General features: G+C 71.1%; 22 protein-coding genes and 1 pseudogene. 12 read left to right on the top strand and 11 right to left on the bottom strand.

Annotated elements, in window-relative coordinates; genetic code table 11:
• The first annotated feature begins 5 nt into the window (after positions 1 to 5).
• From ACFV20_RS16380 to ACFV20_RS16355, 6 genes are all read left to right on the top strand, one after another.
• Positions 6 to 803: a type III pantothenate kinase gene (locus ACFV20_RS16380; protein ID WP_385656967.1), complete on the top strand. Its 798-nt coding sequence runs from the start codon at positions 6 to 8 to the stop codon at positions 801 to 803.
• Positions 804 to 1,116: 313 nt separating this feature from the next.
• Positions 1,117 to 1,782 (top strand): hypothetical protein, encoded by a 666-nt coding sequence (locus tag ACFV20_RS16375; RefSeq protein ID WP_385656964.1) that lies wholly within the window; start codon positions 1,117 to 1,119, stop codon positions 1,780 to 1,782.
• A gap of 18 nt (positions 1,783 to 1,800) precedes the next feature.
• Positions 1,801 to 1,989 (top strand): hypothetical protein, encoded by a 189-nt coding sequence (locus ACFV20_RS16370; protein ID WP_385656962.1) that lies wholly within the window; start codon positions 1,801 to 1,803, stop codon positions 1,987 to 1,989.
• A 184-nt stretch (positions 1,990 to 2,173) separates the two neighbouring features.
• Positions 2,174 to 2,638 (top strand): BlaI/MecI/CopY family transcriptional regulator, encoded by a 465-nt coding sequence (locus ACFV20_RS16365; RefSeq protein WP_385657268.1) that lies wholly within the window; start codon positions 2,174 to 2,176, stop codon positions 2,636 to 2,638.
• 9 nt (positions 2,639 to 2,647) lie between these two features.
• Positions 2,648 to 3,181, top strand: a complete 534-nt coding sequence (locus tag ACFV20_RS16360; RefSeq protein ID WP_234850358.1) for an amino-acid N-acetyltransferase — start codon at positions 2,648 to 2,650, stop codon at positions 3,179 to 3,181.
• Positions 3,182 to 3,445: 264 nt separating this feature from the next.
• Positions 3,446 to 3,781 (top strand): Lsr2 family protein, encoded by a 336-nt coding sequence (locus ACFV20_RS16355; protein WP_010048839.1) that lies wholly within the window; start codon positions 3,446 to 3,448, stop codon positions 3,779 to 3,781.
• Positions 3,782 to 3,790: 9 nt separating this feature from the next.
• Here ACFV20_RS16355 and ACFV20_RS16350 read toward each other — a convergent pair whose 3' ends face one another.
• A complete protein-coding gene (locus tag ACFV20_RS16350) occupies positions 3,791 to 4,483 on the bottom strand; it encodes an SCO3374 family protein (protein WP_385656957.1) in 693 nt (230 codons plus the stop codon).
• A gap of 430 nt (positions 4,484 to 4,913) precedes the next feature.
• On the opposite strand from ACFV20_RS16350, the gene ACFV20_RS16345 reads away from it, so the two are divergent.
• Positions 4,914 to 7,439 (top strand): ATP-dependent Clp protease ATP-binding subunit, encoded by a 2,526-nt coding sequence (locus ACFV20_RS16345; RefSeq protein WP_385656954.1) that lies wholly within the window; start codon positions 4,914 to 4,916, stop codon positions 7,437 to 7,439.
• A gap of 126 nt (positions 7,440 to 7,565) precedes the next feature.
• Here the strand turns inward: ACFV20_RS16345 and ACFV20_RS16340 are convergent, their stop codons facing one another.
• Complete coding sequence (locus ACFV20_RS16340; protein WP_385656951.1) at positions 7,566 to 10,625, bottom strand: NACHT domain-containing protein; 3,060 nt, start codon at positions 10,623 to 10,625, stop codon at positions 7,566 to 7,568.
• A gap of 62 nt (positions 10,626 to 10,687) precedes the next feature.
• Positions 10,688 to 11,326 carry an HAD family acid phosphatase gene (locus ACFV20_RS16335; RefSeq protein ID WP_385656948.1) on the bottom strand — a complete coding sequence of 213 codons (639 nt, stop codon included), beginning with the start codon at positions 11,324 to 11,326 and terminating at the stop codon, positions 10,688 to 10,690.
• A gap of 439 nt (positions 11,327 to 11,765) precedes the next feature.
• Here ACFV20_RS16335 and ACFV20_RS16330 point away from each other — a divergent pair, with 439 nt between their 5' ends.
• Positions 11,766 to 12,488: a M23 family metallopeptidase gene (locus tag ACFV20_RS16330; protein ID WP_385656945.1), complete on the top strand. Its 723-nt coding sequence runs from the start codon at positions 11,766 to 11,768 to the stop codon at positions 12,486 to 12,488.
• A 22-nt stretch (positions 12,489 to 12,510) separates the two neighbouring features.
• Here ACFV20_RS16330 and ACFV20_RS16325 read toward each other — a convergent pair whose 3' ends face one another.
• Positions 12,511 to 13,107, bottom strand: a complete 597-nt coding sequence (locus tag ACFV20_RS16325; protein ID WP_385656942.1) for a TetR/AcrR family transcriptional regulator — start codon at positions 13,105 to 13,107, stop codon at positions 12,511 to 12,513.
• A 122-nt stretch (positions 13,108 to 13,229) separates the two neighbouring features.
• Here ACFV20_RS16325 and ACFV20_RS16320 point away from each other — a divergent pair, with 122 nt between their 5' ends.
• The 3 genes and pseudogenes from ACFV20_RS16320 to ACFV20_RS16310 all read left to right on the top strand — a co-directional run bounded on the left by ACFV20_RS16320 (position 13,230) and on the right by ACFV20_RS16310 (position 16,114).
• Positions 13,230 to 14,813: an MDR family MFS transporter gene (locus ACFV20_RS16320; RefSeq protein WP_385656940.1), complete on the top strand. Its 1,584-nt coding sequence runs from the start codon at positions 13,230 to 13,232 to the stop codon at positions 14,811 to 14,813.
• 103 nt (positions 14,814 to 14,916) lie between these two features.
• Positions 14,917 to 15,312: pseudogene (locus ACFV20_RS16315) on the top strand (helix-turn-helix transcriptional regulator); the annotation flags it as partial.
• Positions 15,313 to 15,667: 355 nt separating this feature from the next.
• Complete coding sequence (locus tag ACFV20_RS16310; RefSeq protein ID WP_385656937.1) at positions 15,668 to 16,114, top strand: VOC family protein; 447 nt, start codon at positions 15,668 to 15,670, stop codon at positions 16,112 to 16,114.
• 15 nt (positions 16,115 to 16,129) lie between these two features.
• On the opposite strand, the gene cseC is transcribed toward ACFV20_RS16310, so the two are convergent.
• The 5 genes from cseC to ACFV20_RS16285 form a co-directional block, all read right to left on the bottom strand.
• Positions 16,130 to 17,479 (bottom strand): two-component system sensor histidine kinase CseC, encoded by a 1,350-nt coding sequence (gene cseC, locus ACFV20_RS16305; protein ID WP_385656934.1) that lies wholly within the window; start codon positions 17,477 to 17,479, stop codon positions 16,130 to 16,132.
• 14 nt (positions 17,480 to 17,493) lie between these two features.
• On the bottom strand, positions 17,494 to 18,195 hold the full coding sequence (gene cseB, locus ACFV20_RS16300) for a two-component system response regulator CseB (RefSeq protein WP_385656931.1): 702 nt from the start codon (positions 18,193 to 18,195) through the stop codon (positions 17,494 to 17,496).
• Positions 18,196 to 18,371: 176 nt separating this feature from the next.
• Positions 18,372 to 19,028 (bottom strand): hypothetical protein, encoded by a 657-nt coding sequence (locus ACFV20_RS16295; RefSeq protein WP_385656928.1) that lies wholly within the window; start codon positions 19,026 to 19,028, stop codon positions 18,372 to 18,374.
• The gene (locus ACFV20_RS16290) at positions 19,016 to 19,555 is read right to left on the bottom strand and encodes a SigE family RNA polymerase sigma factor (protein ID WP_030251439.1); all 540 of its coding nucleotides are present in this window, start codon (positions 19,553 to 19,555) and stop codon (positions 19,016 to 19,018) included. The genes ACFV20_RS16295 and ACFV20_RS16290 overlap by 13 nt, the downstream gene beginning before the upstream one ends.
• A 291-nt stretch (positions 19,556 to 19,846) precedes the next feature.
• A complete protein-coding gene (locus ACFV20_RS16285; RefSeq protein WP_385656925.1) occupies positions 19,847 to 20,815 on the bottom strand; it encodes an A/G-specific adenine glycosylase in 969 nt (322 codons plus the stop codon).
• 635 nt (positions 20,816 to 21,450) lie between these two features.
• On the opposite strand from ACFV20_RS16285, the gene ACFV20_RS16280 reads away from it, so the two are divergent.
• Positions 21,451 to 22,308, top strand: a complete 858-nt coding sequence (locus ACFV20_RS16280; protein WP_385656922.1) for a hypothetical protein — start codon at positions 21,451 to 21,453, stop codon at positions 22,306 to 22,308.
• 186 nt (positions 22,309 to 22,494) lie between these two features.
• Here ACFV20_RS16280 and disA read toward each other — a convergent pair whose 3' ends face one another.
• A complete protein-coding gene (gene disA, locus ACFV20_RS16275; protein WP_234850028.1) occupies positions 22,495 to 23,619 on the bottom strand; it encodes a DNA integrity scanning diadenylate cyclase DisA in 1,125 nt (374 codons plus the stop codon).
• A gap of 80 nt (positions 23,620 to 23,699) precedes the next feature.
• Positions 23,700 to 25,109 carry a DNA repair protein RadA gene (gene radA, locus ACFV20_RS16270; RefSeq protein ID WP_234850027.1) on the bottom strand — a complete coding sequence of 470 codons (1,410 nt, stop codon included), beginning with the start codon at positions 25,107 to 25,109 and terminating at the stop codon, positions 23,700 to 23,702.
• Positions 25,110 to 25,200: the final 91 nt, after the last annotated feature.

The following is a 25,200-nucleotide window of genomic DNA, read 5'->3' as shown; positions in this document are numbered from 1 at the left end:
GGGCCATGCTGCTGACGATCGACGTAGGAAACACGCACACCGTCCTCGGCCTGTTCGACGGAGACGAGATCGTCGAACACTGGCGCATCTCCACGGACGCGCGCCGCACCGCCGACGAACTGGCGGTCCTCCTCCAGGGCCTGATGGGCATGCACCCGCTTCTCGGGGACGAGCTGGGCGACGGCATCGACGGCATCGCCATCTGCGCGACCGTCCCCTCGGTGCTGCACGAGCTCCGCGAGGTGACCCGCCGCTACTACGGCGACGTGCCGGCCATCCTGGTCGAACCGGGCGTCAAGACGGGCGTGCCGATCCTCATGGACAACCCCAAGGAGGTCGGCGCCGACCGCATCATCAACGCGGTCGCGGCGGTCGAGCTCTACGGCGGCCCGGCCATCGTCGTCGACTTCGGCACGGCGACGACGTTCGACGCGGTCAGCGCGCGAGGCGAGTACGTCGGCGGGGTCATCTCGCCCGGCATCGAGATCTCCGTGGAGGCCCTGGGCGTCCGCGGCGCCCAGCTCCGCAAGATCGAGGTGGCCCGGCCGCGCAGCGTCATCGGCAAGAACACGGTCGAGGCGATGCAGTCGGGCGTCATCTACGGCTTCGCCGGCCAGGTCGACGGCGTCGTCAACCGCATGGCCCGCGAGCTGGCGCAGGACCCCGACGACGTCACCGTCATCGCGACGGGCGGTCTCGCGCCGATGGTCCTGGGCGAGTCGTCGGTGATCGACGAGCACGAACCGTGGCTGACGCTGATCGGGCTGCGCCTTGTGTACGAGCGGAACGTGTCCCGCATGTGAGCGGCCACCGGGCCGGGGACGCGGCCGGACCCGCGCCGCCGCCCCCCGGGGCCCTCCCGTCCGGCTCACGCCGCCGGCGCGGGTCCTCACACGCGCCCCACCCCCGGCCGGCCCGAACGAGACCCCCGGGCGGCACGAGTGGTCCGTCGCCCCACCCCGCCCGGGCCGGGCGACGCCCCTTGGGTGGCACGAGTGGTCCGGCGCGCCCCACCCCGCCCGGGCCGGGCGAGGCCCCCTGGGCGGGACGAGTGGTCCTCCGCGCCACACCCGCCCCCTATGCGCGATTTGTCTGATTAGCGCGTATCGTCGCCGCATGCCCACGCCCTACGGATCCCGCGGCGGCATGGCGTTCGGTGTGGAGGAGCTGCGTGTGCTCCGCCGCGCTCTCGCCCTTGCCCTCCATCCCACCCCCGCCTCGGCCGAAGACGTCCAGGACTGTCTCCGTCTCGCAGAGTCGCTCGACGAGGCGCTGCGGGAAGGAGCCAGGCTGCGCGCGTTCCTCGTGGCCGACCTGGGCCGGTACCGCGCAGCCCTCCCCGGCACCGCCGCCGGCTACCTCGCACTCCTGGACGAGGCCCTGGGGGCCGGTTACCGCCCCCTCCCCGACGACCTGGCCGCCCTGAGCGCCCTGCGCGGCAATCCCGCCGCGGCGGCCCTCCTGGACCGCTGCACGCCCGCCCCCGCGGCCACCGCGCCCGTCCCCGCGGCCGTCGTCCCCGGCTCCCGCTCCCGCACCCGTCTCCTGGCGATCCCCGGCGGCCGCTGCGCCCCGGCCGGTGACGCCGCCGACGGCCCGGAGAAGCAGCCCGAGAAGAAACCCGCACGCAAGCCCGCACCCCCCAAACCCGCCCCCGCTCCGGCGCCCGCGCCCGGCACACCCAAGCCCTCACGCCCGATCCCCACCCCGGGCGAGGTCTTCCCGCGCCGCAAGCCGGCCCCGCCCCCGCCCGCCAACCCCCAGCAGCTCGCCGCGGGCTGACGTGGCTACTCTGGAGCCATGGACTACGTCTCCGCGCTGCTGCCCCCGGCCGTCATGGCCGTCTTCTTCGTCGGCGTGATCCGGGTGATCGTGAAGACCCAGGGCGGCGCCAACAAGGCCAAGGAGGACGCGGCCGTGGACGCCGCCCTCGCGCGCGTGGAGGGCGCCCGCCAGTCCGGCGCGCCGTCCCCGAAGGCCGAGGCCTGACCCCACCCCTCCCGAGGGCGTACGACTCGGCGGACCCGCACCCCGCGGGGCCCGCACTTCCGAGCCGTACGCCCTTTTTGTTCACGTTCGCCGGTGAAGCGCACGTCCGCCACGCCATTACCGGGATCTCCCACTATTGTTCTGAGCTGTGCCTCGCCCATTGGGAGAACTCGAAGACGCGGTCATGTCGCGGGTGTGGAAGTGGAACCGCCCGGTGACCGTTCGAGAAGTCCTGGAAGATCTTCAGAAGGAGCGGTCCATCGCGTACACCACCGTGATGACCGTTTTGGACAATCTCCATCAGAAGGGCTGGGTGCGCCGCGAGGCGGAAGGCCGTGCCTATCGATATGAGGCGGTCTCCACCCGCGCCGCCTACGCGGCCGCCCTGATGAACGACGCCTGGTCGCAGAGCGACAACCCCGCCGCCGCTCTCGTCGCCTTCTTCGGCATGATGAGCGAGGAACAGCGGCAGTCACTCAGCGATGCCGTACGGATCGTGCAGGGTCCACAAACCCAGGAACCGACCGAACCGTCGGAATCCGCGGAACGGCCCGAACAGCCCGAACAGCCTGAACGGCCCGAACGGCCCGAACCCGGGGAAGCCCCTCCGGAGAACCCCGCCTCCGCTCAGGACCGGGACGGGCGATAGCGTCCCGTCATGTCCGCGAAGAGCCCCGAAGCCGCCGCAAAAGCCATCACCGTCCGGCGGGCCCGCACCAGCGATGTCCCGGCCGTCCGCGGCCTCCTCGACGCCTACGTGCGCGGCCGCATCCTGCTCGACAAAGCGACGGTGACGCTTTACGAGGACATCCAGGAGTTCTGGGTCGCGGAACGGGACGACAACGCCGAGGTCGTCGGCTGCGGCGCCCTGCACGTGATGTGGGAAGACCTCGCGGAAGTCCGCACTCTCGCGGTGAAGCCCGGCCTGAAGGGCGCGGGTGTCGGACACCGTGTGCTGGAGAAGTTGCTGCAGACCGCCCGCTGGCTCGGCGTTCGCCGGGTTTTCTGTCTGACCTTCGAAGTCGACTTCTTCACCAAGCACGGCTTCGTGGAGATCGGCGAGACACCCGTCGACACGGATGTCTACGCGGAGCTCCTGCGTTCCTATGACGAGGGTGTCGCGGAGTTCCTCGGACTCGAACGAGTGAAACCGAACACCTTGGGCAACAGCCGGATGCTCTTGCATCTGTGATCGCCGCATGCCGGCCGGCCGCAAGTGGGCACGGCCGGTTCGTCAAGGCATATTCCGCCGGGCCGCCCTGCCCCGGTTCCCTATGTCCGAAACGCGCACGTTTCCGGACCGAGCCCGGGCTGCCGGTCTCAGCCGAGGGTTTGTGTTTTTCCGGCAAAAGCGGTTTGCTTTCCGAGGTACTGCAGTACTGCATATAACAGGGGACGGCGATACGGCGGACGCCGGCACACCCCGGCCCTGAAGATATCGATGAAAGGAAATCCGGTGGCACAGAAGGTTCAGGTCCTTCTTGTCGACGACCTCGACGGTGGCGAGGCGGACGAGACCGTGACGTTCGCGCTGGACGGCAAGACGTACGAGATCGATCTCACCACTGCCAATGCGGACAAGCTCCGTGGCCTTCTCGAGCCTTACGTGAAGGGCGGTCGTCGTACCGGAGGCCGTGCTTCGGGCGGGCGCGGAAAGGCGCGCGCCGCGTCGAGCGGCAGCCAGGACACCGCGGCGATCCGCGCCTGGGCGAAGGAGAACGGCTACGAGGTCAACGACCGCGGCCGTGTTCCCGCGACCATCCGCGAGGCTTACGAGAAGGCCAACGGCTGAACAGCGGCACTACCGACCCTGCGTACGCACGGCCGGCGGCTGGGCGCCCGCGCGCCGCAGCCGGATCCGGTGGCACCGCGTGGCCACCGCGCTCACCAGCCGCACGAGATCGGGGGCGTCCCCAGCGCCCCCCAGCGCCGACAGCGTCGGCAGCGAGGCCTCGACCTCGCATCCCGGCTCGGGGGGCCGCAGCCACACAGCGGCCCCCTGGGAACCGAACCGGCCCCGCGGAGCGGGCGCGACACCGGCCCCGCAGGGCGCCGGGGCGTGCGACGGGCACGACGGCACCGCCCTCTCCCCGTGAGGCTCCGGGGGTGACGGCGCCTCCATGAGGCCGCCCGCGCCGATCGCGACCAGATCCAGCGGCAGGTCCCCCCAGTCCAGCCACTCCAGCAGCCCCGGAAGCTCCTCCGCGCTGCCCGCGGCCACCCAGAGCAGCATCCGGTCGCCGCGCACGGCCACGGGAGAGCCCGACGGCGCGTGCCGCAGCGACGCGTACCCCACCTCCGCGGGCACGTCCAGGACGTCGTAGCGCACCCCCACCACCAGGCGCAGTGGGTCGCCGGGCACCGTGGGCCACCCCAGTTCGTTCTCGTACCACCGCCGGACCTGATCGCTCGCGCCGGCCGGGGCGAGCGGCCGGCGGGGGAGCGGAACGAGCGGGGACGAGGATGCGGTCACGGGCGGAGGGGCGCCGAACATGCCACGTGCAACAGCAGGAAGGCCGCGTTGGTTACGCCGGGTCGCCTGTCGGGTGCGCAGCGTGGCCGAATGGGGGCGCGCGAGTGGTGTGGGGAGGCGCAAGGTTGTTCGCCCGTAGCGGAGGGAACCGGGGCGCTCGGCATGGTCTTCCGGTCCCCGCGGGTAAGACATCCCTAGTGGGAGGGGGCGACACGCAGGAAAGGACGTCTCACGTTCGCCATCGGCGTACTGGCGAGTGGGGTATCTGCCTGGCCTGCGGGAACATCGTCTCGCACCATCGGGTTGGAGCAGATGTCGGCGTTCGGGGTCAGGAGGCCAAGGACGGTGTCGGCAGTTGGAATGAGCGGTCCCCGCTTGCGGGACTAAGCTGCGGAAGGACAGGGAGGGGAAGTTCCCCCCACTGCCTGACCGCTCTGAGGAGCGATTAACGATGTTCGAGAGGTTCACCGACCGCGCGCGGCGGGTTGTCGTCCTGGCTCAGGAAGAAGCCCGGATGCTCAACCACAACTACATCGGCACTGAGCACATCCTCCTGGGCCTGATCCACGAGGGTGAAGGTGTCGCCGCCAAGGCCCTTGAGAGCCTCGGGATTTCGCTCGAGGCGGTCCGCCAGCAGGTGGAGGAGATCATCGGCCAGGGCCAGCAGGCCCCGTCCGGCCACATCCCCTTCACCCCCCGTGCCAAGAAGGTCCTGGAGCTGTCGCTCCGCGAGGCCCTTCAGCTGGGCCACAACTACATCGGCACGGAGCACATCCTGCTCGGCCTGATCCGCGAGGGCGAGGGCGTCGCCGCCCAGGTCCTCGTGAAGCTGGGCGCAGATCTGAACCGGGTGCGGCAGCAGGTCATCCAGCTGCTCTCCGGTTACCAGGGCAAGGAGACCGCCACCGCCGGCGGTCCTGCCGAGGGCACCCCCTCCACGTCCCTGGTCCTCGACCAGTTCGGCCGGAACCTCACCCAGGCCGCTCGTGAGTCCAAGCTCGACCCGGTCATCGGGCGCGAGAAGGAGATCGAGCGGGTCATGCAGGTGCTGTCCCGCCGTACGAAGAACAACCCGGTGCTGATCGGTGAGCCCGGCGTCGGCAAGACCGCCGTCGTCGAGGGCCTCGCCCAGGCCATCGTCAAGGGCGAGGTGCCCGAGACCCTCAAGGACAAGCACCTCTACACCCTGGACCTCGGCGCGCTGGTCGCCGGCTCCCGCTACCGCGGTGACTTCGAGGAGCGCCTGAAGAAGGTCCTCAAGGAGATCCGCACCCGCGGCGACATCATCCTGTTCATCGACGAGCTGCACACGCTGGTCGGTGCGGGTGCCGCCGAGGGCGCCATCGACGCCGCTTCGATCCTGAAGCCGATGCTGGCCCGCGGTGAGCTCCAGACCATCGGTGCGACGACGCTGGACGAGTACCGCAAGCACCTGGAGAAGGACGCGGCCCTGGAGCGCCGCTTCCAGCCCATCCAGGTCGCGGAGCCGTCCCTGCCGCACACGATCGAGATCCTCAAGGGTCTGCGTGACCGGTACGAGGCGCACCACCGCGTCTCCATCACCGACGAGGCGCTGGTCCAGGCCGCCACCCTGGCCGACCGGTACATCTCGGACCGCTTCCTGCCGGACAAGGCGATCGACCTGATCGACGAGGCCGGTTCCCGGATGCGCATCCGCCGGATGACCGCGCCGCCGGACCTGCGTGAGTTCGACGAGAAGATCGCCGGCGTCCGCCGCGACAAGGAGTCCGCGATCGACTCGCAGGACTTCGAGAAGGCCGCCTCCCTGCGCGACAAGGAGAAGCAGCTCCTCGCCGCCAAGGCCAAGCGGGAGAAGGAGTGGAAGGCCGGCGACATGGACGTCGTCGCCGAGGTCGACGGCGAGCTGATCGCCGAGGTCCTCGCGACCGCCACCGGCATCCCGGTCTTCAAGCTCACCGAGGAGGAGTCCTCCCGCCTGCTGCGCATGGAGGAGGAGCTCCACAAGCGGGTCATCGGCCAGAACGACGCCGTCAAGGCGCTGTCGAAGGCGATCCGCCGTACGCGTGCCGGTCTGAAGGACCCGAAGCGTCCCGGTGGCTCGTTCATCTTCGCCGGCCCGTCCGGTGTCGGTAAGACCGAGCTGTCCAAGGCGCTCGCCGAGTTCCTCTTCGGCGACGAGGACGCGCTGATCTCCCTCGACATGTCGGAGTTCAGCGAGAAGCACACGGTCTCGCGCCTCTTCGGTTCGCCCCCCGGCTACGTGGGCTACGAGGAGGGCGGCCAGCTGACGGAGAAGGTCCGCCGCAAGCCGTTCTCGGTCGTCCTCTTCGACGAGGTCGAGAAGGCCCACCCGGACATCTTCAACTCGCTGCTGCAGATCCTGGAGGACGGTCGCCTGACCGACTCCCAGGGCCGGGTCGTGGACTTCAAGAACACGGTCATCATCATGACGACCAACCTCGGCACCCGGGACATCTCCAAGGGCTTCAACCTGGGCTTCGCGGCCTCGGGTGACACGAAGACCAACTACGAGCGCATGAAGAACAAGGTCCAGGACGAGCTCAAGCAGCACTTCCGGCCCGAGTTCCTCAACCGCGTCGACGACGTGGTCGTCTTCCCGCAGCTCAGCCAGGACGACATCCTCAAGATCGTCGACCTGATGATCGGCAAGGTCGACGAGCGCCTGAAGGACCGGGACATGGGCATCGAGCTCTCCCAGTCCGCCAAGGAGCTGCTATCCAAGAAGGGCTACGACCCCGTGCTGGGTGCGCGTCCGCTGCGCCGCACCATCCAGCGCGAGATCGAGGACTCGCTGTCGGAGAAGATCCTCTTCGGCGAGCTGCGCCCCGGTCACATCGTGGTCGTCGACACGGAGGGCGAGGGCGAAACCAAGACCTTCACCTTCCGCGGCGAGGAGAAGGCGGCCCTGCCGGACGTCCCGCCGATCGAGCAGGCGGCCGGTGGCACGGGTCCGAACCTGAGCAAGGACGCGTGACCCTGCGGGGACGCTCCTGACACCGAGTGGGGCCACTGCCTTCGGGCGGTGGCCCCACTTCGTGCTGCGCCCGGGGGGCAGGGTCCCCGGTCCGTCCGACGGCCCCCACGGCCGGCGGCTCGCGCCTCAGCGCGAGTCCAGGGTGAGGTCCGCGTCCGGGAAGAGCGACTGGAAACCGGACACCGGGAAGGAATGCCCCGGCCGGTTCCCCAGGATCACCGAGTGCACCCCGGGCAGCCGGGACGCCAGCGCGGCGAGATGCTCGGTGCCATCCATCGAGGGGATCCGCAGCACCTCGACCCCGGGCAGCTCGGGCATGCACCCGATGGAGGCCGGCAGATCCCGGATGATCGACGCGTTCAGGAACAGGTGGGTCAGTCCGGGGAGCGCGGCGACCTCCTGCCAGTCGGCCGCCGTCAGTTCCGTGGTCAGCGGTCCCAGGCTGAGCGTGCGCAGGGTGCGCCAGTGGCCCAGGCCGCGCAGCCCGGTCGCGTCGGTGGTGTGGCGGCCCAGGAAGAGGAAGTCCAGCGGGGCCGTGGCCGGCAGGGCGTCGGTGAGGTCGGTGCCGGGCAGCTCCTGGGTCACGGAGAGCACCGTCAGGGCCGGCAGGGACCGCAGCCCCGCCAGGTCGGCGACGGGGGCGAGGACGAGTTCGGTGAGCGGCAGCGACCGCAGCCGGTCCAGGCCCGTCGCGTCCGGGCACTCGAAGAGGGTCAGCCTCTTCAGCGAGGTGAAGCCTCCCAGGGCGCCCAAGTCCGTCAGCCGCGCGTTCCGGTGGATGCCGAGCGTGGTCACCGTCGCGGACTCCGGTACGGCGGCCACGATGTCCTCGGCGCTGTGCGGGCCCTCGAAGGTGAGCGCGGGCCAGGGACGCATCCGGGCGAGGGCCGTCAGCTGGGCGGGTGACTCGCAGGTGAGGTAGAGGTTCGAGCGGTCGAGGTGGTCCAGTACCTCGGCCGCGTACTCCTCGGCACCGAACCGGTGCCAGGTGCCCGCCAGCTGCCGCCGGACGCCGTGGTCCGGATGGTCCCGGAAGCGGCGCAGCACGGTCAGGGCCCCGTCGGGTTCCTCCGATGCCAGGACCGAGGCGGTGACCACGACGCCCCGCGCCTCCTCCCTGGTCAGGCTCTCCGGTCCCGGCAGCAGCTCCAGCACCAGCGGACCGGCCTCGGCCAGTTCCCTCGCGGCCACGGTCGTGCGCGGCGGGATCAGCGCGGAGGCCCGTCTCTCCACCTCGGTGCGCACCGTGGGGTCGAGCGCCGTCGCGTGCTCCAGGCAGGCCAGCGCCAGCAGCGTGAGCCGGGGAGTGTCCCTGGCCAGCAGCTTCCCCAGCACGGAGACCCGTTCGTGGGGCCGGGCGTGGGCCACGGCCATGCGGATGACGTCCTCCCACTGGGTGTCGTCGGCATGGCGGGTGAGGACGTCGAGGTGGCCCTCCTCCACCGCGTGCCGGGCTCCCAGGTAGTCCTGGAAGGTGCGGTGGACGAAGTCCAGGACGTCCTCGGCCGGACGGCGCAGCACCCCGCTGCGCAGCAGGAGGGTCCGCAGGACCGCCGGCGCGTCCCCCGCCCCGGCCGCCGGTGCCAGCGCGGGCAGGGCCCGCTCCACGATCCTCCCGGCCGTGTCCAAGGCCATCTCGGTCCGGCCGCTCAGCACCAAGGCGTAGGCGATGCGCTGGAGCAGTTCGAGCTGGGCCGCCTCGCCCAGCTCCGGCCCTTCGACCGTGCCCATGCCGCGTTCCCGGTCGCGTCGGGAGAGCAGCATGGCGAGGGCCGCGTCGTACAGCTCCTTGCGCCCGGTGGGCAGGTAGCCGCGGCGCTCGCGGTGCAGGGCGCAGATCAGGCCGCACATCAGCGGGTTGGTGGCGAGCCGGGCCAGGTCCCGCTTGGTGCGCAGGGAGTCCAGCAGCCGCTGCTCGTACTCCGGGGCGCGCGCCGCCTCGTGCCAGCGGTGGACGAAGGTGGCGACCTCCGCCCGGCCCATCGGCGCCAGGGACAGTTCCCGGAAGCCCTCCTGGGACAGCCACTCGGGGCGTACGGCGGTGGGCCGGGTGGTCAGCAGCCAGCGGTTGCCGGGGTAGGCGTGGATGAGGGCGCGCAGCCAGTCCCGGGTGCCGTGGCGGTCCGCTGCCGGGATCTCGTCCAGACCGTCGACCAGGACCAGTGCCCGTCCCGCGGCCAGTACGCGTTCCGTCCAGCCGTCCGGCGGCGACAGCGGGCAGCCGACGGCGCTGAGGAAGGCGGCCGGAGCGGGCAGCGGGCCGGTACGGATCAGGGTGCGCAGCGGGAGGACGAACGGGATGTGCGTGCCCTCCTGCGCCGCCGTCACCGCCAGCCACTGCACCAGTGTCGTCTTCCCGGAGCCTGCGTCGCCGCGCAGCAGCACCCTGGAATCCTTGTCCAGCATCTCGTCGGCGGGCATCCGCCCGGTGCGGGCCGGCGGATCGTCGCCGGGCGCGGCGGTGGGGCCGGGCTCCTGATCGGCGGTCGCCTCCAGCGTCAGATAGGCGACCTCCAGCGGCCAGCGGTCGGTGGAGTCGCGCAGGTCGATACCGTAGATCGTGATGTGGTTGTGGCGCTCGGCGACGAACGGCAGGTAGCGGCGTTCGAACGCGGTGTCGCGGGCGTCCGGGCGGGGCGTGCGGCTGATCAGCTCGTCGACCTTGGCGATCAGTTCCGCCTGGCTCCGTGTCTGCTCGACGAGGGAGCGGGCGACGAAGGTGGAACGACGGGTGAAGAACTCCAGGATGTTCAGGCACGCCCAGTCGGTCGCGTGGTCGAGGAAGTGACAGGAGTCCGCGGACAGACCGTCGGGTGCCTGTGCCGCGCAATGAAGCTTCCTGGCCAGTTCGCGGTGGCCCAGGCGGACCGCCTGGACGTCGTCCATGTCCAGTTCGCCGAGGGCGAGCAGTCTGCGGGCGAGGGTGTCGGTGACGGCGATCCGCTCGTCGGACGGGAAGGGCTGCTCGCCGGGGGAGTCCACCGCCTGTGTGACGAGCTGCGCGGCGATGGTCCGGACGTCCCGCTCGTCCAGGGTGCGTTTCTCGCCCCGGAAGGACACGAGAGCGGACACGCGTACGGGCTTGTCGACAAGGCCCGCTCCCGGCCCGTCCGGGCGGAAGAGCCTCTTCAGCAGCGGCGCGACCAGCGCGGACGCCAGCCTGCCGCCGAGCACCGTCGGATCCAACCCGTCTCACCCCCGTGATCGCGCGAACGGGGGTGAGACTACCCGGAGTTGACCAGGTGGGATCAGGAAAGCTGCCCGTCGTAGTCCGGCAGCTTGAAGGTCTTCTCGGCGTGGCCGCCCGACAGGTCGGTGGCGCTGTTGCCGATGTTCGCGATGATCGTGTAGCCCTTGCGCTCGATGTCGGCGCGCTGGGCGGTCTTGTAGTCGGCGACGTTCTTGAAGAGGTCGATGAAGTTGCGGACGTAGAGCCCGGAGCCCTGGTAGCCGGTCTGCTTCAGGTTGTACTGGGTGAACGCGGCGATGATGTCCGGCCGCGCCGTCACGAAGAACAGGGCCACGCCGCGCTCCTGCGCGTATCTGGCGGCTTCCAGGACCGGTTTGTTGGCCGGCTGCGGATAGCTGAAGCCGAAGTCCGTCTCCAGCGTCGTGTTGTCGATGTCGAAGACGATCGCCTGCTTCTCGCCCGGCTTCGTGGCCGCTATCCGCTGCTTCAGATAGGGCAGCGCCTGGTTCATCACCGCCTGGCAGTCCTTCTGCCAGGTGCCGTAGTCGACGTCGGCGGCCGCCGACGTGGCCGCGGCGGCGGTCGTGGAGGCCGGGGCCGCGGTCGTGGCGTCGGCCGGCGCGGCCATCGCCACCAGGGCCGCCGCGGAGACGGCGGTCACTGAGGCGCGGCGCAACCAGGGGCGTCGGGTCTGCATGTCGTGGGGGTCCTCTCACGTCCGTGACGCTGCAACATGTCGTGTGCATGCTTGTGGGCGAGGGTGGCGCGAGGGGAACCGTAGGGTTACCGGACGGTAGGCGCCTAGAGGCGTGCGCCACATTTTCGGAATGGCCGAAGAGGGCCTCCGGTGACATGCCGCACAGGCGATATGTCCGTTACTAGTTGGAATAGTGGATAACGGACCAGGAGGAAAGGGATTTTTCCGCCCGTGCGAGGGCGGAAGTGCTGGCCAGTGTCCTGATTCGTCCCGAATGACGGCTGTGTCAAGAGACGTAGAACACTGAGCTAATTTACTAAGTAGCGTCGTAGATCACGCTTTTGGGCGTTTGTCGGACTTCGGGTTACCAAGGGATGGCCACACGGCGAGCGGTTGTGCGCCGGGTGGTTTTCTCCGTCCCCTTCCACACGAGGTTTCGATGTCCCAGCGCGTCACGTCCCGTTCTTCCCGTACGTCCCAGCTCCGCACCCGTGCGACCGTGCTGGCCGCCGGCCTTGGTGTCTCGGTCGCACTGGGAGCCGGGGTCGCGTCCGCCGCCGACACCACGGCCGCGTCCGGGGCCGCCGGTGCCGTCCAGGCGCAGGCCGCCGCCCAGGCCAAGGCCGCCAAGGCCGAGGCCGTGAAGGCTGAGAAGGCCGCCAAGGCCGCCGCCGCCAAGAAGGCCGCCCAGAAGAAGGCCGCCGCCAAGTCCGCCGCCAAGGCCGCCGCCAAGAAGGCCGCGCCCTCCTGGGTCGACCCGGTGAAGAAGTACACGCTCTCCGCGAGCTTCGCCCAGAACGGCGGCATGTGGGCGCACAAGCACAGCGGTCAGGACTTCGCCGTGCCGAGCGGCACCCAGGTCTTCGCCGCCCACGGCGGCACCGTGGTCAAGGCCGGCGGCAACGGCGCCGGTGACGGCCCGGCGTACGGCAACGCCATCGTCATCAAGCACGGCAACGGCACGTACTCCCAGTACGCCCACCTGTCCAAGGTCAAGGTGCACATCGGCCAGATCGTCAAGACCGGCCAGGAGATAGCCAAGTCCGGCAACACCGGCAACTCCAGCGGCCCGCACCTGCACTTCGAGATCCGGACGACCCCGAACTACGGTTCCGCGATCGACCCGGTGAAGTTCCTGCGCGCCAAGGGCGTGAAGGTCTGACCTGCCCGACCGCACGGGCCCGCTAGGAGCCTCCGGCTCCCCGGTGGGCCTGGGTCACCAGGTCCGTGGCGACCTCGAGGACGGCTCTGTTCTTCTCCTCGGGGTCGTTTCCCATGTCCTGGAGCAGGAACATCCCGGCGTGCAGCGTGAAGATGGCGCTGGCGCAGCGGACCTGGTCGACCAGGTCCGCGTCCGGGTCGATGATGATCTCGCGCAGACGCTGGATGCGCCCCTTGAAAGACTCGCCGATCCGCAGGTCCCTGACCGTCGCCTGGTTCTCGTGCATGAAGCGGAACAGCGGGGCCGCCTCGGCGAGGGTGTCGGCGTAGCGGCGGATGATCTCCTGCTTGGTCGCGAGGGTGTGCGGCTGCTGCCCGCCCCACTCGATCAAGTCCTCGATCGGCTGCGTGAGGTCCTCGAAGATGCTGACGAGGATCTCTTCCTTCGTCTTGAAGTGGTAGTAGAGCGCGGCCTTCGTGACCTCCAGGCGCTCGGCGATCTCGCGCAGGGAGGTCTTCTCGTAACCGTGCTCCGCGAAGAGTTCGAGGGCCACGTCCTGGATGCGCCGGCGGGTGTCCCCGCGGCGCCGCTGCCTGGTGCCGTCCATGGTGCCGCCCATCCTCCTACGCCGCCCGGTTTCCAGAAAACTTACTTGACGCCCGGCTAGTTCCGCGGCTAGCTTCCGAGTGTAGTCACTAGCCGGTCGACAAGTAAGTAGCGGTAGCTGGGGGAGTGGGAGCGATGACGGAGACAACGGACACACCGGCGGCGGACGCCGGGGAGAAGCAACCCAAGAGCGTGCGGGTGGTCCTGCTCGCGCTGATGATCGCGATGATGCTCGCGATGCTCGACAACATGATCATCGGTACGGCGATGCCGACGATCGTCGGTGAGCTGGGCGGGCTCGAACACCTCTCCTGGGTCGTCACCGCCTACACCCTCGCGACCGCGGCCTCCACCCCGCTGTGGGGCAAGCTCGGCGACATGTACGGCCGCAAGGGCACGTTCCTCTCCTCCATCGTGATCTTCCTGATCGGCTCCGCGCTCAGCGGCATGGCCCAGAACATGGGCGAGCTGATCGGCTTCCGCGCGGTCCAGGGTCTCGGCGCCGGCGGTCTGATGGTCGGCGTCATGGCGATCATCGGTGACCTGATCCCGCCCCGCGAGCGCGGCAAGTACCAGGGCATGATGGCCGGCGTCATGGCGCTGGCCATGATCGGCGGCCCGCTGGTCGGCGGCACGATCACCGACAACTGGGGCTGGCGCTGGGCCTTCTACATCAACCTGCCGCTCGGCGTGGTCGCGCTGGTCGCCGTCACCGCCGTGCTGCACCTGCCGAAGAAGCGCTCCCAGGCGCGGATCGACTACCTGGGCGCCGCGCTGCTGACCGTCGGCATCACCGCGATCGTGCTCGTGACGACCTGGGGCGGCACGGAGTACGCCTGGAGCTCCGCGCGGATCATGGAACTGATCGGCATCGGGGTCGCCGCCCTGGTCGGGTTCGTGTTCTGGCAGACCAGGGCCGCGGAGCCGGTGGTGCCGCTGCACATCTTCCGCAGCGCCAACTTCACGCTGATGTCGGTCATCGGTTTCATCACCGGCTTCGTGATGTTCGGCGCCACGCTCTTCCTGCCGCTCTACCAGCAGTCCGTGCAGGGCGCGTCCGCGACGAACTCCGGACTGCTGCTCCTGCCGATGCTCGGGGCGATGCTGGTGACCTCGATGGTCGCCGGGCGGGTGACCACGAACACCGGCAAGTACAAGGTCTTCCCGGTCCTCGGCAGCGCCCTGATGATCGTCGGGCTGTACCTGCTGTCCACGATGGACACCGGGACGTCCCGTCTGACCTCCGGGATCTTCATGGCCGTGGTCGGGCTCGGCATGGGCTGCCTGATGCAGATCACCATGCTCGTCGCGCAGAACAGCGTCGAGATGAAGGACATGGGCGTCGCGTCCTCGTCCACCACGCTCTTCCGCACCCTCGGCTCCTCCTTCGGCGTCGCGATCATGGGCGCGCTGTTCAACAACCGCGTCCAGGACGTCATGGCCGAGCGGGGCGGCGCGCTGGGCTCCAAGGTGACCGAGCAGTCGGCGCAGCTCGACGCGAAGAGCCTGGAGAAGCTGCCGGTGCTGGTCCGTGAGGCGTACCAGCACGCGGTGTCCGCCGGCACGCACTCGGCGTTCCTGCTCGGTGCCGTGGTGGCGGTCATCGCGCTGGCGGCGGCCGTGTTCGTCAAGGAGGTGCCGCTGAAGGGCGCGGGACCCAAGGAGGACGGTACGGCCGACGCACCGGCGGCGCAGCCGCCCGTGGTCGAGGCCGTCTGACCGCACCGCACGCAGGCCCCCGGAGGTGACCGCCCGGGGGCCTGCGTCATGCCCGGACCCGAGCCGGGGGCCGATGTCGTACCCCCGTGTCACCATCGGTCGCATGGACAGGACGCGCCAGGTCCGGCTGGCCAAGGACGCGATGGACCGGGACTGGGCCGACCCCGGGCTCGACCTGGACACCGTCGCCGCGCACGCGGGGTACTCCCGCTACCACTTCATCCGCGCCTTCAAGGAGGCGTACGGCGAGACCCCCGGCCAGTACCTCACGCACCGCCGCATAGAGCGCGCCGAGGACCTGCTGCGCACGGCGAACCTGTCGGTGACGGAGATCTGCCACCTGGTCGGCTTCAGCAGCGTCGGCACGTTCTCGGCCCGCTTCAAGACGTGGACGGGCCTCACCCCGAGCGAGTACCGCACGAAGCACGTGGGCCGGGGCGCCGCCCTCATCCCCGGCTGCTACGCCATGCTCTGGGCCGGCGGCTTCCGCCCCGCCCCCGCCCCCGGTGCCCAACGCCCCGCCGCCGACCGCCCCGCCCCCGCCTCCGGTGCCCAACGCCCCGCCGCCGACGCCGACCGGCCCGCCCCGGCCTCCGGTGCCCAACGCCCCGCCGCCGACGCCGACCGCCCTGCCCTCGCCTCCGGTGCCCAACGCCCCGCCGCCGACCGCCCCGTCCCCGCCTCCGGTGCCCAACGCCCCGCCCCGGGCGCTCAACGCCGTGCCCCCGGCGCCGAACACCCCGCCCCCGGTGCTGCAGAGAAGCGCAATTCCGGAGAAGCGCGCTGACACCCCCGCTGCCTACCGTGGCAGAGCACAGGCACCACCGGCCGCAGCGTCAGAGCAGGAGCACGCCATGATCAAGGGTCTCGCCATCTCGACCGTCTGGGTCCTCGACCAGGACCGCGCCAAGGAGTTCTACACGCAGAAGCTGGGTCTGGAGGTCCGTACGGACATGACCATGGGCGAGGGCGGCATGCGCTGGCTCACGGTCGGCTCGCCGAACCAGCCCGACGTCGAGCTGACGCTGATGGTGCCCGGCGGCCCCGCGATGGACCCCGAGTCCGCCGAGATGCTCAAGAAGCTCGTGACGAAGGGCGCTCTCGGCGCGGGTGTGCTCACCACCGACGACATCCACGGCGACTACAAGAAGCTCAAGGACAAGGGCGTGGAGTTCCTCCAGGAGCCCCAGGAGCGCCCGTACGGCACGGAGGCGCTGTTCCGCGACGACTCCGGCAACTGGTTCTCGTTCACCCAGCCCCGCGAGGGCGGCCTCGACATGGACCAGGACTGGTCCTGCTGACCTGCCGCCCCACCCTCACGACCCCGGCAGCATCGGGTAGCTGCCGGTGTTCGTCGGCGCGTGCTCCGGCAGCCACAGCACGGCGACCGCGCCCTCGGCCGGCAGGTGCTCCGGTGTCCCGGGCGTGCGGACGTTGCGGAAGGTCAGCCGGGCGCCCAGCACCCGGGCCTGCCCGGCCGCGATGGTCAGGCCGAGCCCGTGGCCCTGCCCGGCCCGGTCCCTGCTGCCGGTGCGGAAGCGGCTCGGCCCCTCGGCGAGCAGGTCCTCCGGGAAGCCGGGGCCGTGGTCGCGCACGCGGATGACCCGGCCCTCGACGCTGACCTCGATGGGCGGCTTGCCGTGCCGGGCCGCGTTGGCCAGGAGGTTGAACAGCACGCGCTCCAGGCGGCGCGGGTCGGTGGTGACCTCCGACTCGTGCACGACGCGCACCTCGACGGCCCGGTCCTTGGCCGCGACCCGCCGGGCGACGAACTCGCCCAGCATGATGTCCTGCAGCTCCGCCCGCTCGGAGGCCCCGTCCAGCCGGGCCACCTCCAGCACGTCCTCGACCAGCGTGCGCATGGCCTTCGCCCGGTCCAGCACCAGCTCGGTGGGGCGCCCGGGCGGCAGCAGTTCGGCGGCGGTCAGCAGTCCGGTCACCGGGGTGCGCAGCTCATGCGCGATGTCGGCGGTGACCCGCCGCTCGGCCTCGATGCGCTGGCGCAGCGCGTCCGCCATCGCGTCCACCGCGCTCGCCAGGTCGTCGGTCTCGTCCCGCACGACCCCGCCCATGGCGTCCCGCACGCGCACGTCCGTCTCGCCGCCCGCGAGGTGGTTCGCGGCGTTGGCCGCCTTGCGCAGCCGCCGCGAGAGGTGACCGCCGATGAGCACGCCGAGGGCGCTGCCGCCGAGGACGACCGCGATGGACCCGATGAGCAGGGCCTGGTCGAGGTCCTGGAGGATGTCGGAGCTGCGGTCGGTGAAGCCCGAGTGCAGCGACATCACCTGCCCGTTCTTCAGCGGCACGGCGGCCCATATGTCGGGCACGTCACCGGGCCGGTCCGCCACGTACGTCGCCCGCTGGCCCGCCTCGACCCGCTCCCGCAGCGCGGGCGGCAGATCCGGGTCGTTGATCTTGGTGTTGGGGAAGTTCATGCGCCCCGACAGCTCGAAGTTGCGCTGGGCGATCATGATCCGCTCGTCGGCGAGGTCGCGCGCGTTGTCCAGCATCGAGACCCGGGCGGCGTTGTGCACCACGAGGCTCAGCGCGATCGCCACCAGCGCGCCCACCAGGGCGATCGCGGCGCTGAGCTTCCATCTGAGGCCCGTGCGGATGCCCGCCCGCTCCAGGCCCGCGGCGACCAGGCGCCGGAAGTGCCCCCTCATACCCCTGCCCCTGCTCAGGCCTTCAACTTGTAGCCGAAGCCGCGGACCGTCTCGATCCGGTCCTGGCCGATCTTCTGCCGCAGCCGCTGCACATGCACGTCGACGACCCGGGTGTCCCCGCCCCAGCCGTAGTCCCACACCCGTTCCAGCAGCTTGTCCCGGGAGAGCACCGTGCCGGGCGCGGAGGAGAACTCCAGCAGCAGCCGCATCTCGGTCGGCGTCAGCGCGACCGGCTGCCCGGCGCGGCGGACCTCCATGCCCTCGGTGTCGACCTCCAGGTCCCCGAAGGCCAGCATCCCGCCGCTCGCCGGGCCGTCCGGCTCCTCGGCCCGGCCGCCGCCCGCGTGTCCGAAGCGGCGCAGCACCGCGCGGATCCGGGCGACCAGGACGGCACCGTCGAACGGCTTGGTGACGTAGTCGTCCGCTCCCGCCTCCAGGCCCAGCACGACGTCGATCGAGTCGGCCCGCGCCGACAGCATGATCACCGGCACGGTCGACTCGTCGCGGATCCGGCGGCACAGGCTGACCCCGTCCAGGCCCGGGACCATGACGTCCAGCAGCGCGATGTCGGGGCGGTCCGCCCGGAACGCCTCCAGACCCGACAGCCCGTCGGGCATGGCGGTGACCACGAAGCCGTCCCGTTCCAGGGCGAGCTGCGTGGCCTCGCGGATGACGTCGTCGTCCTCGACGAACAGGACGTGGGTCTGGTCTGCCATCCCGGTGCTCTCTGTCCTTTGTTGTCCGTGTGTTCCGTGGGGGTGCATTCCGCTGCGGGGACGTCTGTGCGGTGCGTGAAAGTGCGTTCTCCTGCTGGGACGCACGGGCACGGCGATGCGTTCATCGGCGGGCCCGTCCGCGTGCCCCCGATCGGGTCACGCGGCCCGTGTCCGCGTCAGCTCGCGGGCACCGGCGTCGCGCTGTCGACGGCGACCTTCCCGTAGTCGTTGTGCGTGCGGTACTTCTCGGCGAAGTGGCCGGAGGTCCATCTGTACGTGATCACGTTCTCCCCGGACGGGCTCGACACCGGGTCACCCTTGTCGTACACCTGCTTGGTCACCACCAGGTCGCCACGGTCGATCTCCGCGTAGACCGGCGTCTCCTCCGACGTGAACACGTTCTCGTACGAGCCGTCCTGCTCGCGGTACACGTAACTGCCGACGCCCACCGCGTCACCGCAGGTCAGCACGTTGACGACGACGTCGTCCGCGGAGCCCTCCGTGAGCTTGCCGTAGGAGACGTCGACCGGGTACTCGTCGGCCACACACGGCTTGAGTTCGCGCTTCACCTCGGGCGCGACCTTCGGGTCGTCCTTGACGAGCGCGACCGCGTTCACGTTTTCGGGCGTCTTCGACGGTGCGGCGGACGGTGTGGTGGCGGCGGCACCGGCCACCGAGTCGGCGTGCGCCGGGCCCTCGTCACGGGCGCCGGTGCCGCCCGCACCGCACCCGGACACCAAAAGGGCGAGGGCGGTGGGCACGGCCAGTGCCGCGCTCACCGCCTGGATACTGCCCCGGGTCCGTGCAGAACCCTCGCCGGTCAGGCCGCGCACCGCTCCCGCTCCTCACGCTCCAGCGCCCGTGCGTCCAGGTCGCGGGACTCCAGCTCCTCACGGAGCCGGGCGAGCGCCCGGTGCAGCGTGCTCTTGACCGTCCCGGCCGACATGCCGAGTGCGGCGGCCGTCTCCTCCGTGGACATCTGCTCCCAGTGTCGCAGCACCACGACACTGCGCTGCTTCGGGGCGAGGACCTTCAGGATGTCCATCAGCAGGGCGCGGTCCGCGTGCTGCTCGGTGGCGTCGTCGACCGAGGCGTCCGGGAGCTGCTCGGTCGGGACCTCCTCCAGCTTCCGCGCCCGCCACCACTCCGTGCGGGTGTTGATCATCACCCGGCGCAGGTAGGCGTCCGCCAGCCGCTTGTCCTCGATGGTCTCCCAGCGGCCGTACGTCCGTACCAGCGCGGTCTGCAGCAGATCCTGTGCGTCCGTCGGGTCCGGGACCAGGCGGCGGGCACTGCGCAGCAGCGCGTCCTGCCGGGTGCGGACGTACTCCTCGAACTCGAGCACCTCGCCCTGCGCCATGGTGAACCGCCTCCCGTTTCCCCGTTCGGGCCGGCTCCCCGCCGCCCGTGTATTGCCTGTGGTCTTCAGTCGTCCCGTGACGTCTGTCGTCCGGGAACGCATCTGAAGGTACGGAGGCGTTGTCACGGCGCTGTCCGAAGCAGCCTGCGGCCAGCACTCGGCTGTCCGTCGGTTGTGTAACGGAAATTCGAACGGGGTAAAGACGCGGGGGTGTTGGGATGGATTGGGGGTGATTTGTCCCCCCGGAGTGCTGTGACGAAGGGTGGCCCGCGGCTGTGACGTGTCTGTACGTCAGGTCAGCGGCAGCCGGTACGAACCGCCCTCCAGCGGCTCCACCAGACCGTCGGCGACGAGACCGTCGAGGGCACGGGCCCGCTGCACCGGCTCGTGCCACACCCGGTCCAGAGCCGCCTGCGGAACGGCACCGTGGGCCTCCCGCAGCACCGCGAGCAACCGCCCGCGCACCTGCCGGTCGGTGCCGGCGTAGGTCTGCCCCCGGCGCGGCGGCCCGTCGTGCTCCGGCTTGCCCGCCAGCCGCCACGCGCACTGCGCGGCGATCGGGCAGCGGTGACACGACTCGCTCTTCGCCGTGCACACCAGAGCGCCCAGCTCCATGGAGGCGGCGGCCCAGCGGGCGGCGGTCCGCTCGTCCTCGGGCAGCAGCGCGCGGGCCAGCCTGCGCTCGGCGGCGGTGGTGGCGTTCGGCGGGTACTGCACACCGGTGACCGCCCGGGCGAACACCCGGCGCACATTGGTGTCCAGCACCGGGTGCCGCTGCCCGTAGGCGAACGAGGCGACGGCCGCGGCCGTGTACTCACCGATGCCGGGCAGCGCCAGCAGCTGGGCGTGGTCGGCCGGTACGTCACCGCCGTGCCGTTCCGTTATGGCGACGGCGGCGCCGTGCAGCCGCAGCGCGCGGCGGGGGTAGCCGAGCCGCCCCCAGGCCCGGACGGCCTCACCGGGCGCCTCCTTGGCCAGGTCGGCGGGGCGCGGCCAGCGCTCCAGCCACTGCTCGTAGACGGGCAGGACACGGCTCACCGGCGTCTGCTGGAGCATGAACTCGCTGACCATCACCCCCCACGCCCCGGCCTCGGGACGCCGCCAGGGCAGGTCACGGGCGTTCTCACCGAACCAGTCGATGACGGGGGAGTGCAGATCCTCTCCGAGCGGCCGGCCGGAGGAGGTGCCGGAGACGGCGTCGGAGGGGGAGCCGGAGGGCGGGCCGGCGGTGGGGCGCTGGGGCTTCGTGGGAGCAGTCATGGCCCTTTGATGGTGCCACGATGAGGCGCCGAATCGGGCACACCGCCACCCCGCCGGGGTGGTCGCCCGCTGATCCGGCGGCCCGTCCGCCGCCGAGTCGTCCTCCGGCGCGGTGCGGCGCAGGTCTCTGTTCGAGTGGCCGCTCCCGCGGGCCGCGTGAGCCGACCGTGCGTGGGCGCATCGCTTCGGCGTCTGCGGCCGCCCTCAACCGCCCCTTCGCCCAGGTGTGTCGGTGGAGCGGCATGTCGAACTGCCGGGAGGCGCGGGGGCGTTCCGGACCGGCGGAGCGTCGTGCGGTCCCGCTCAGCGGCGCGCGGAGGTCTCGTGCGACGGGGAGGGGCGCCGTGTCCGGCGGCGGTCGCACCACGGCCGGCCGTGAACAGCGCGCCGCTGAGCGGCAGTACGGCCCCGCGTCCACGTCCGGGCCCTGCGCATAGCCACATCGAGGTGCCCGGCGCATGATCACGGACGGTAGGCGACCGGCCGGAACCGTCACACCCCGCGATCAACGGGTCCCGCCCCTGATGAGAGACCGGGGTGAGGACATGGTTTCCGGGATGATGATCCGGAAAAGTTGTCGGTCGTAGCGGCGGGTGGGAGCGGTGAACGTGCCGATCTCTCGTAAGGTTTGGGCCGTGGGATCACTGCGCAATCCGGTCGGGCCGCTTCCCTCCTCCATCTACTGGCGTCGGAGGGTCGTACTGGTGTCCGTGGTCGCCGTGTTGGCGCTGCTGACCGCCTGGATCGTGATGATGGGCGGCGGGGGCGGCAAGGACGGCGACAACGGCGCCAACGGCAAGAATCCCGCGCCCTCCATCACGCCCGGCCCGTCGAGTTCGGGTCCGGCCATCAGCCAAGCACCCGGCGGACGCGACGAGTCGGGCGGCGGTACCGGCGGTTCGGGCGGTTCCGGTGGCTCGGGTGGTTCGTCGTCGGGCTCCGGTGACGACTCGGGCGACGGCTCCGGAAACGGGTCGGGAGACGGTTCCGGGTCCGGCGGCTCCGAGGGGGCCGGTGACGGCGGCCCGGGAAGCGGCGCGTCCGCGGGCGGCGTCGGCGCGGGCGACACCCTGCCCGCCGGTTCCACCCTCCCCAACTGCACCGCGAGCGCGGTCAAGTTCAGCCTCCGCAGCAAGCACAACACCTACGACCCCGAGCAGACGCCCACCTTCCTGCTGACCGCACGGAACGTCTCCGGCAGCGACTGCAAGATCGATCTCGGGCCGAAGAACGCGGTGTTCACCATCGCCCCGGCCAGCAGCGACGACGACTACTGGTCCTCCGAGGACTGCCCCAAGGCCGCCGCACACCAGCTGTACCGCGTCGCCGCCGGCAGCGGCATCACCTACACCGTGAAGTGGGACCGCAAGCCCAGCGCCCCCAAGTGCGCCACGCCGCCCGCCGGCTCGGCCGGGGCGGGCACCTACCTGGTGGAGGCCAAGGCCCCGGGCTTCTCGAAGGTGCAGACGTCGTTCGTGCTCTCGGCCGACTAGGTCGTCTCCGCGAAGTCCCTTCGTCCGCGTGGAAGGCGGGGCAGGAGGGACTTCGCGGACACGACCGGGCCCGCGGCGGCCCCGGGGGCTCAGGGCCGGCCCGTCGCCAGGGCCGGGAACGCACGAGGGCGGTACCCCTTCCCGGGTACCGCCCTCGGCCGTCTCCGTGCGGAGTCCTGCGCGTCGCTACACGTACCGCTCCAGGATCGACGACTCCGCCAGCCGCGAGAGCCCCTCGCGGACACTGCGGGCCCGGGCCTCGCCCACGCCGTCCACCGTCTGCAGGTCGTCGACGCTCGCGGCGAGCAGCTTCTGCAGCCCGCCGAAGTGCTCGACCAGGCGGTCGATGATCGCGCCGGGGAGCCGGGGCACCTTGGCGAGGAGCCGGTACCCGCGCGGCGACACCGCCGAGTCCAGCGTCTCGGGCGCGCCGGTGTAGCCCAGCGCCCGGGCCACCGTGGACAGTTCGAGCAGCTCGGCATGGGTGAGGGCGTCGAGTTCGGCGAGGGCCTGGTCGACCGTGCGGGAGCGCTTGGCCGTGGGCTCGGGGACGTAGTCCCGCACGACCAGCTCGCGCTCGGGCTCCACGCCCGCGATCAGCTCGTCGAGCTGGAGGGCCAGCAGCCGGCCGTCCGTGCCCAGCTCCACCACGTACTCGGCGATCTCCGTGGCGATGCGGCGGACCATCTCCAGGCGCTGCGCGACCGCCGAGACGTCCCGGACGGTCACCAGGTCCTCGATCTCCAGCGCCGACAGCGTGCCCGCGACCTCGTCGAGGCGGAGCTTGTAGCGCTCCAGGGTCGCGAGGGCCTGGTTGGCGCGGGACAGGATCGCCGCCGAGTCCTCCAGGACGCGGCGCTGGCCGTCGACGTACAGCGCGATCAGCCGCATCGACTGGGAGACGGAGACCACCGGGAAACCGACCTGCTTGCTGACGCGGTCGGCGGTGCGGTGCCGGGTGCCCGTCTCCTCGGTGGGGATGGTCGGGTCGGGGACCAGCTGCACGCCGGCGCGAAGGATCTTCGACAGATCCGAGGACAGCACGATGCCGCCGTCCAGCTTGCACAGCTCGCGCAGACGGGTCGCGGTGAACTCGACGTCCAGCACGAAACCACCGCTGCACAGCGCCTCGACGGTCTTGTCGGAGCCGAGCACGATGAGCCCGCCGGTGTTGCCGCGGAGCACGCGCTCCAGGCCGTCACGCAAGGCGGTGCCGGGTGCCACGGCGCTCAGGGAGGCGCGCATCAGGCCATCGGTACCGGCACTCCCGCCGGACTTTCCGGGAGACGATGCCCGGTCGTTGGCTGCCACTGCACTCCTCCGGTCGCAGGTTCTGGGCGCCCCCGTGTCGCGCGCTCGGTTCGCACGGACGGGCGAGACCAGGGCAAAGTCTACCGGCGACCCTCCTCGTCCTGTGGGGCCTCTCGGCGACGGGAGCGGGGAAGGACCCGCAGGGCGTCCCCTATGTCCGCGACTTCCAGCACCTTCATGCCCGGCGGGACCTTGCCCGGATCGGCCGGTACCAGGGCATGTGTGAAGCCCAGACGGTGTGCCTCCGCCAGTCTGCGCTGCACGCCCGTGACTCGTCTCACCTCGCCCGCGAGGCCCACTTCGCCGATCGCGACGAGGTTCTTGGGGAGAGGTGTGTCACTCGCGGCGCTCGCCAGGGCGAGGGCGACGGCCAGGTCGGCGGCCGGCTCCGACAGCTTCACCCCGCCGACCGTCGCGGAGTAGATGTCCCTTTTGCCCAAGGCGCTGATCCGGCCCCGCTGTTCCAGCACGGCCAGCATCATCGAGACGCGGGAGGTCTCCAGGCCCGAGGTGGTGCGGCGCGGGGAGGGGATCTGTGAGTCGACCGTGAGCGCCTGGACCTCGGCGACCAGCGGGCGGCGGCCCTCCAGGGTCACGGTCAGGCAGGTGCCCGGGACCGGTTCGGCCCGGCGGGTCAGGAAGAGCCCGCTGGGGTCGGCGAGACCCGTGATGCCCTCGTCGTGCAGCTCGAAGCAGCCGACCTCGTCGGTGGTGCCGTAGCGGTTCTTGACCCCGCGCACCAGACGCAGGCGCGCGTGCCGGTCGCCCTCGAAGTGCAGGACGACGTCCACCAGGTGCTCCAGCAGGCGGGGGCCCGCGATCGCGCCGTCCTTGGTGACGTGGCCCACCAGCAGCGTGGACATGCCGCGTTCCTTGGAGGCGCGGATGAGGGCGCCCGCGACCTCCCGCACCTGGGCCATGCCGCCGGGCGCTCCGTCGATCTCGGGGGAGGCCACCGTCTGCACCGAGTCCATGATCAGCAGCGACGGCTTCACCGCGTCCAAGTGGCCCAGCACCGCGGCCAGGTCCGTCTCCGCCGCCAGGTACAGGTGGTCGTCGATGGCGCCGATGCGGTCGGCCCGCAGCCGGACCTGGCTCGCCGACTCCTCACCCGTGACGTAGAGCGTGCGGTGCTCGTCGCTCGCGGACTTGGCCGCCACGTCCAGCAGCAGCGTGGACTTGCCGACGCCCGGCTCGCCCGCGACCAGCACCACCGCGCCGGGCACCAGCCCGCCGCCGAGCACGCGGTCCAGCTCGGGCACGCCGGTGGGGCGGGCGGTGGCCTGCCGTCCGTCCACCTGGCCGATGGGCAGGGCGGAGGTGGTGACCCGGCCCGGTGTCGTCGTGCGCACCGCGGGCGCGCCGTACTCCTCGACCGTCCCCCAGGCCTGGCACTCGGGGCAGCGGCCGAGCCACTTCGCCGTCTGCCAGCCGCACTCCGTGCAGCGGTAGGACGGGCGGTCCTTGGTGGTCTTCGTACGGGCAGCCATGCACGGAACCGTAGCCGCAGGCACTGACATCGCGGAGCCGGGCCGACGGCGCCCACCTGTGCGCCAGGGGCCCGCCACCCCTCGCCAGCCG

The organism is Streptomyces sp. NPDC059696 (assembly GCF_042733745.1).
GTDB lineage: Bacteria > Actinomycetota > Actinomycetes > Streptomycetales > Streptomycetaceae > Streptomyces.
The sequence above is the reverse complement of the archived record's forward strand: the minus strand, read 5'-3'. Positions and strand labels throughout refer to the sequence as shown.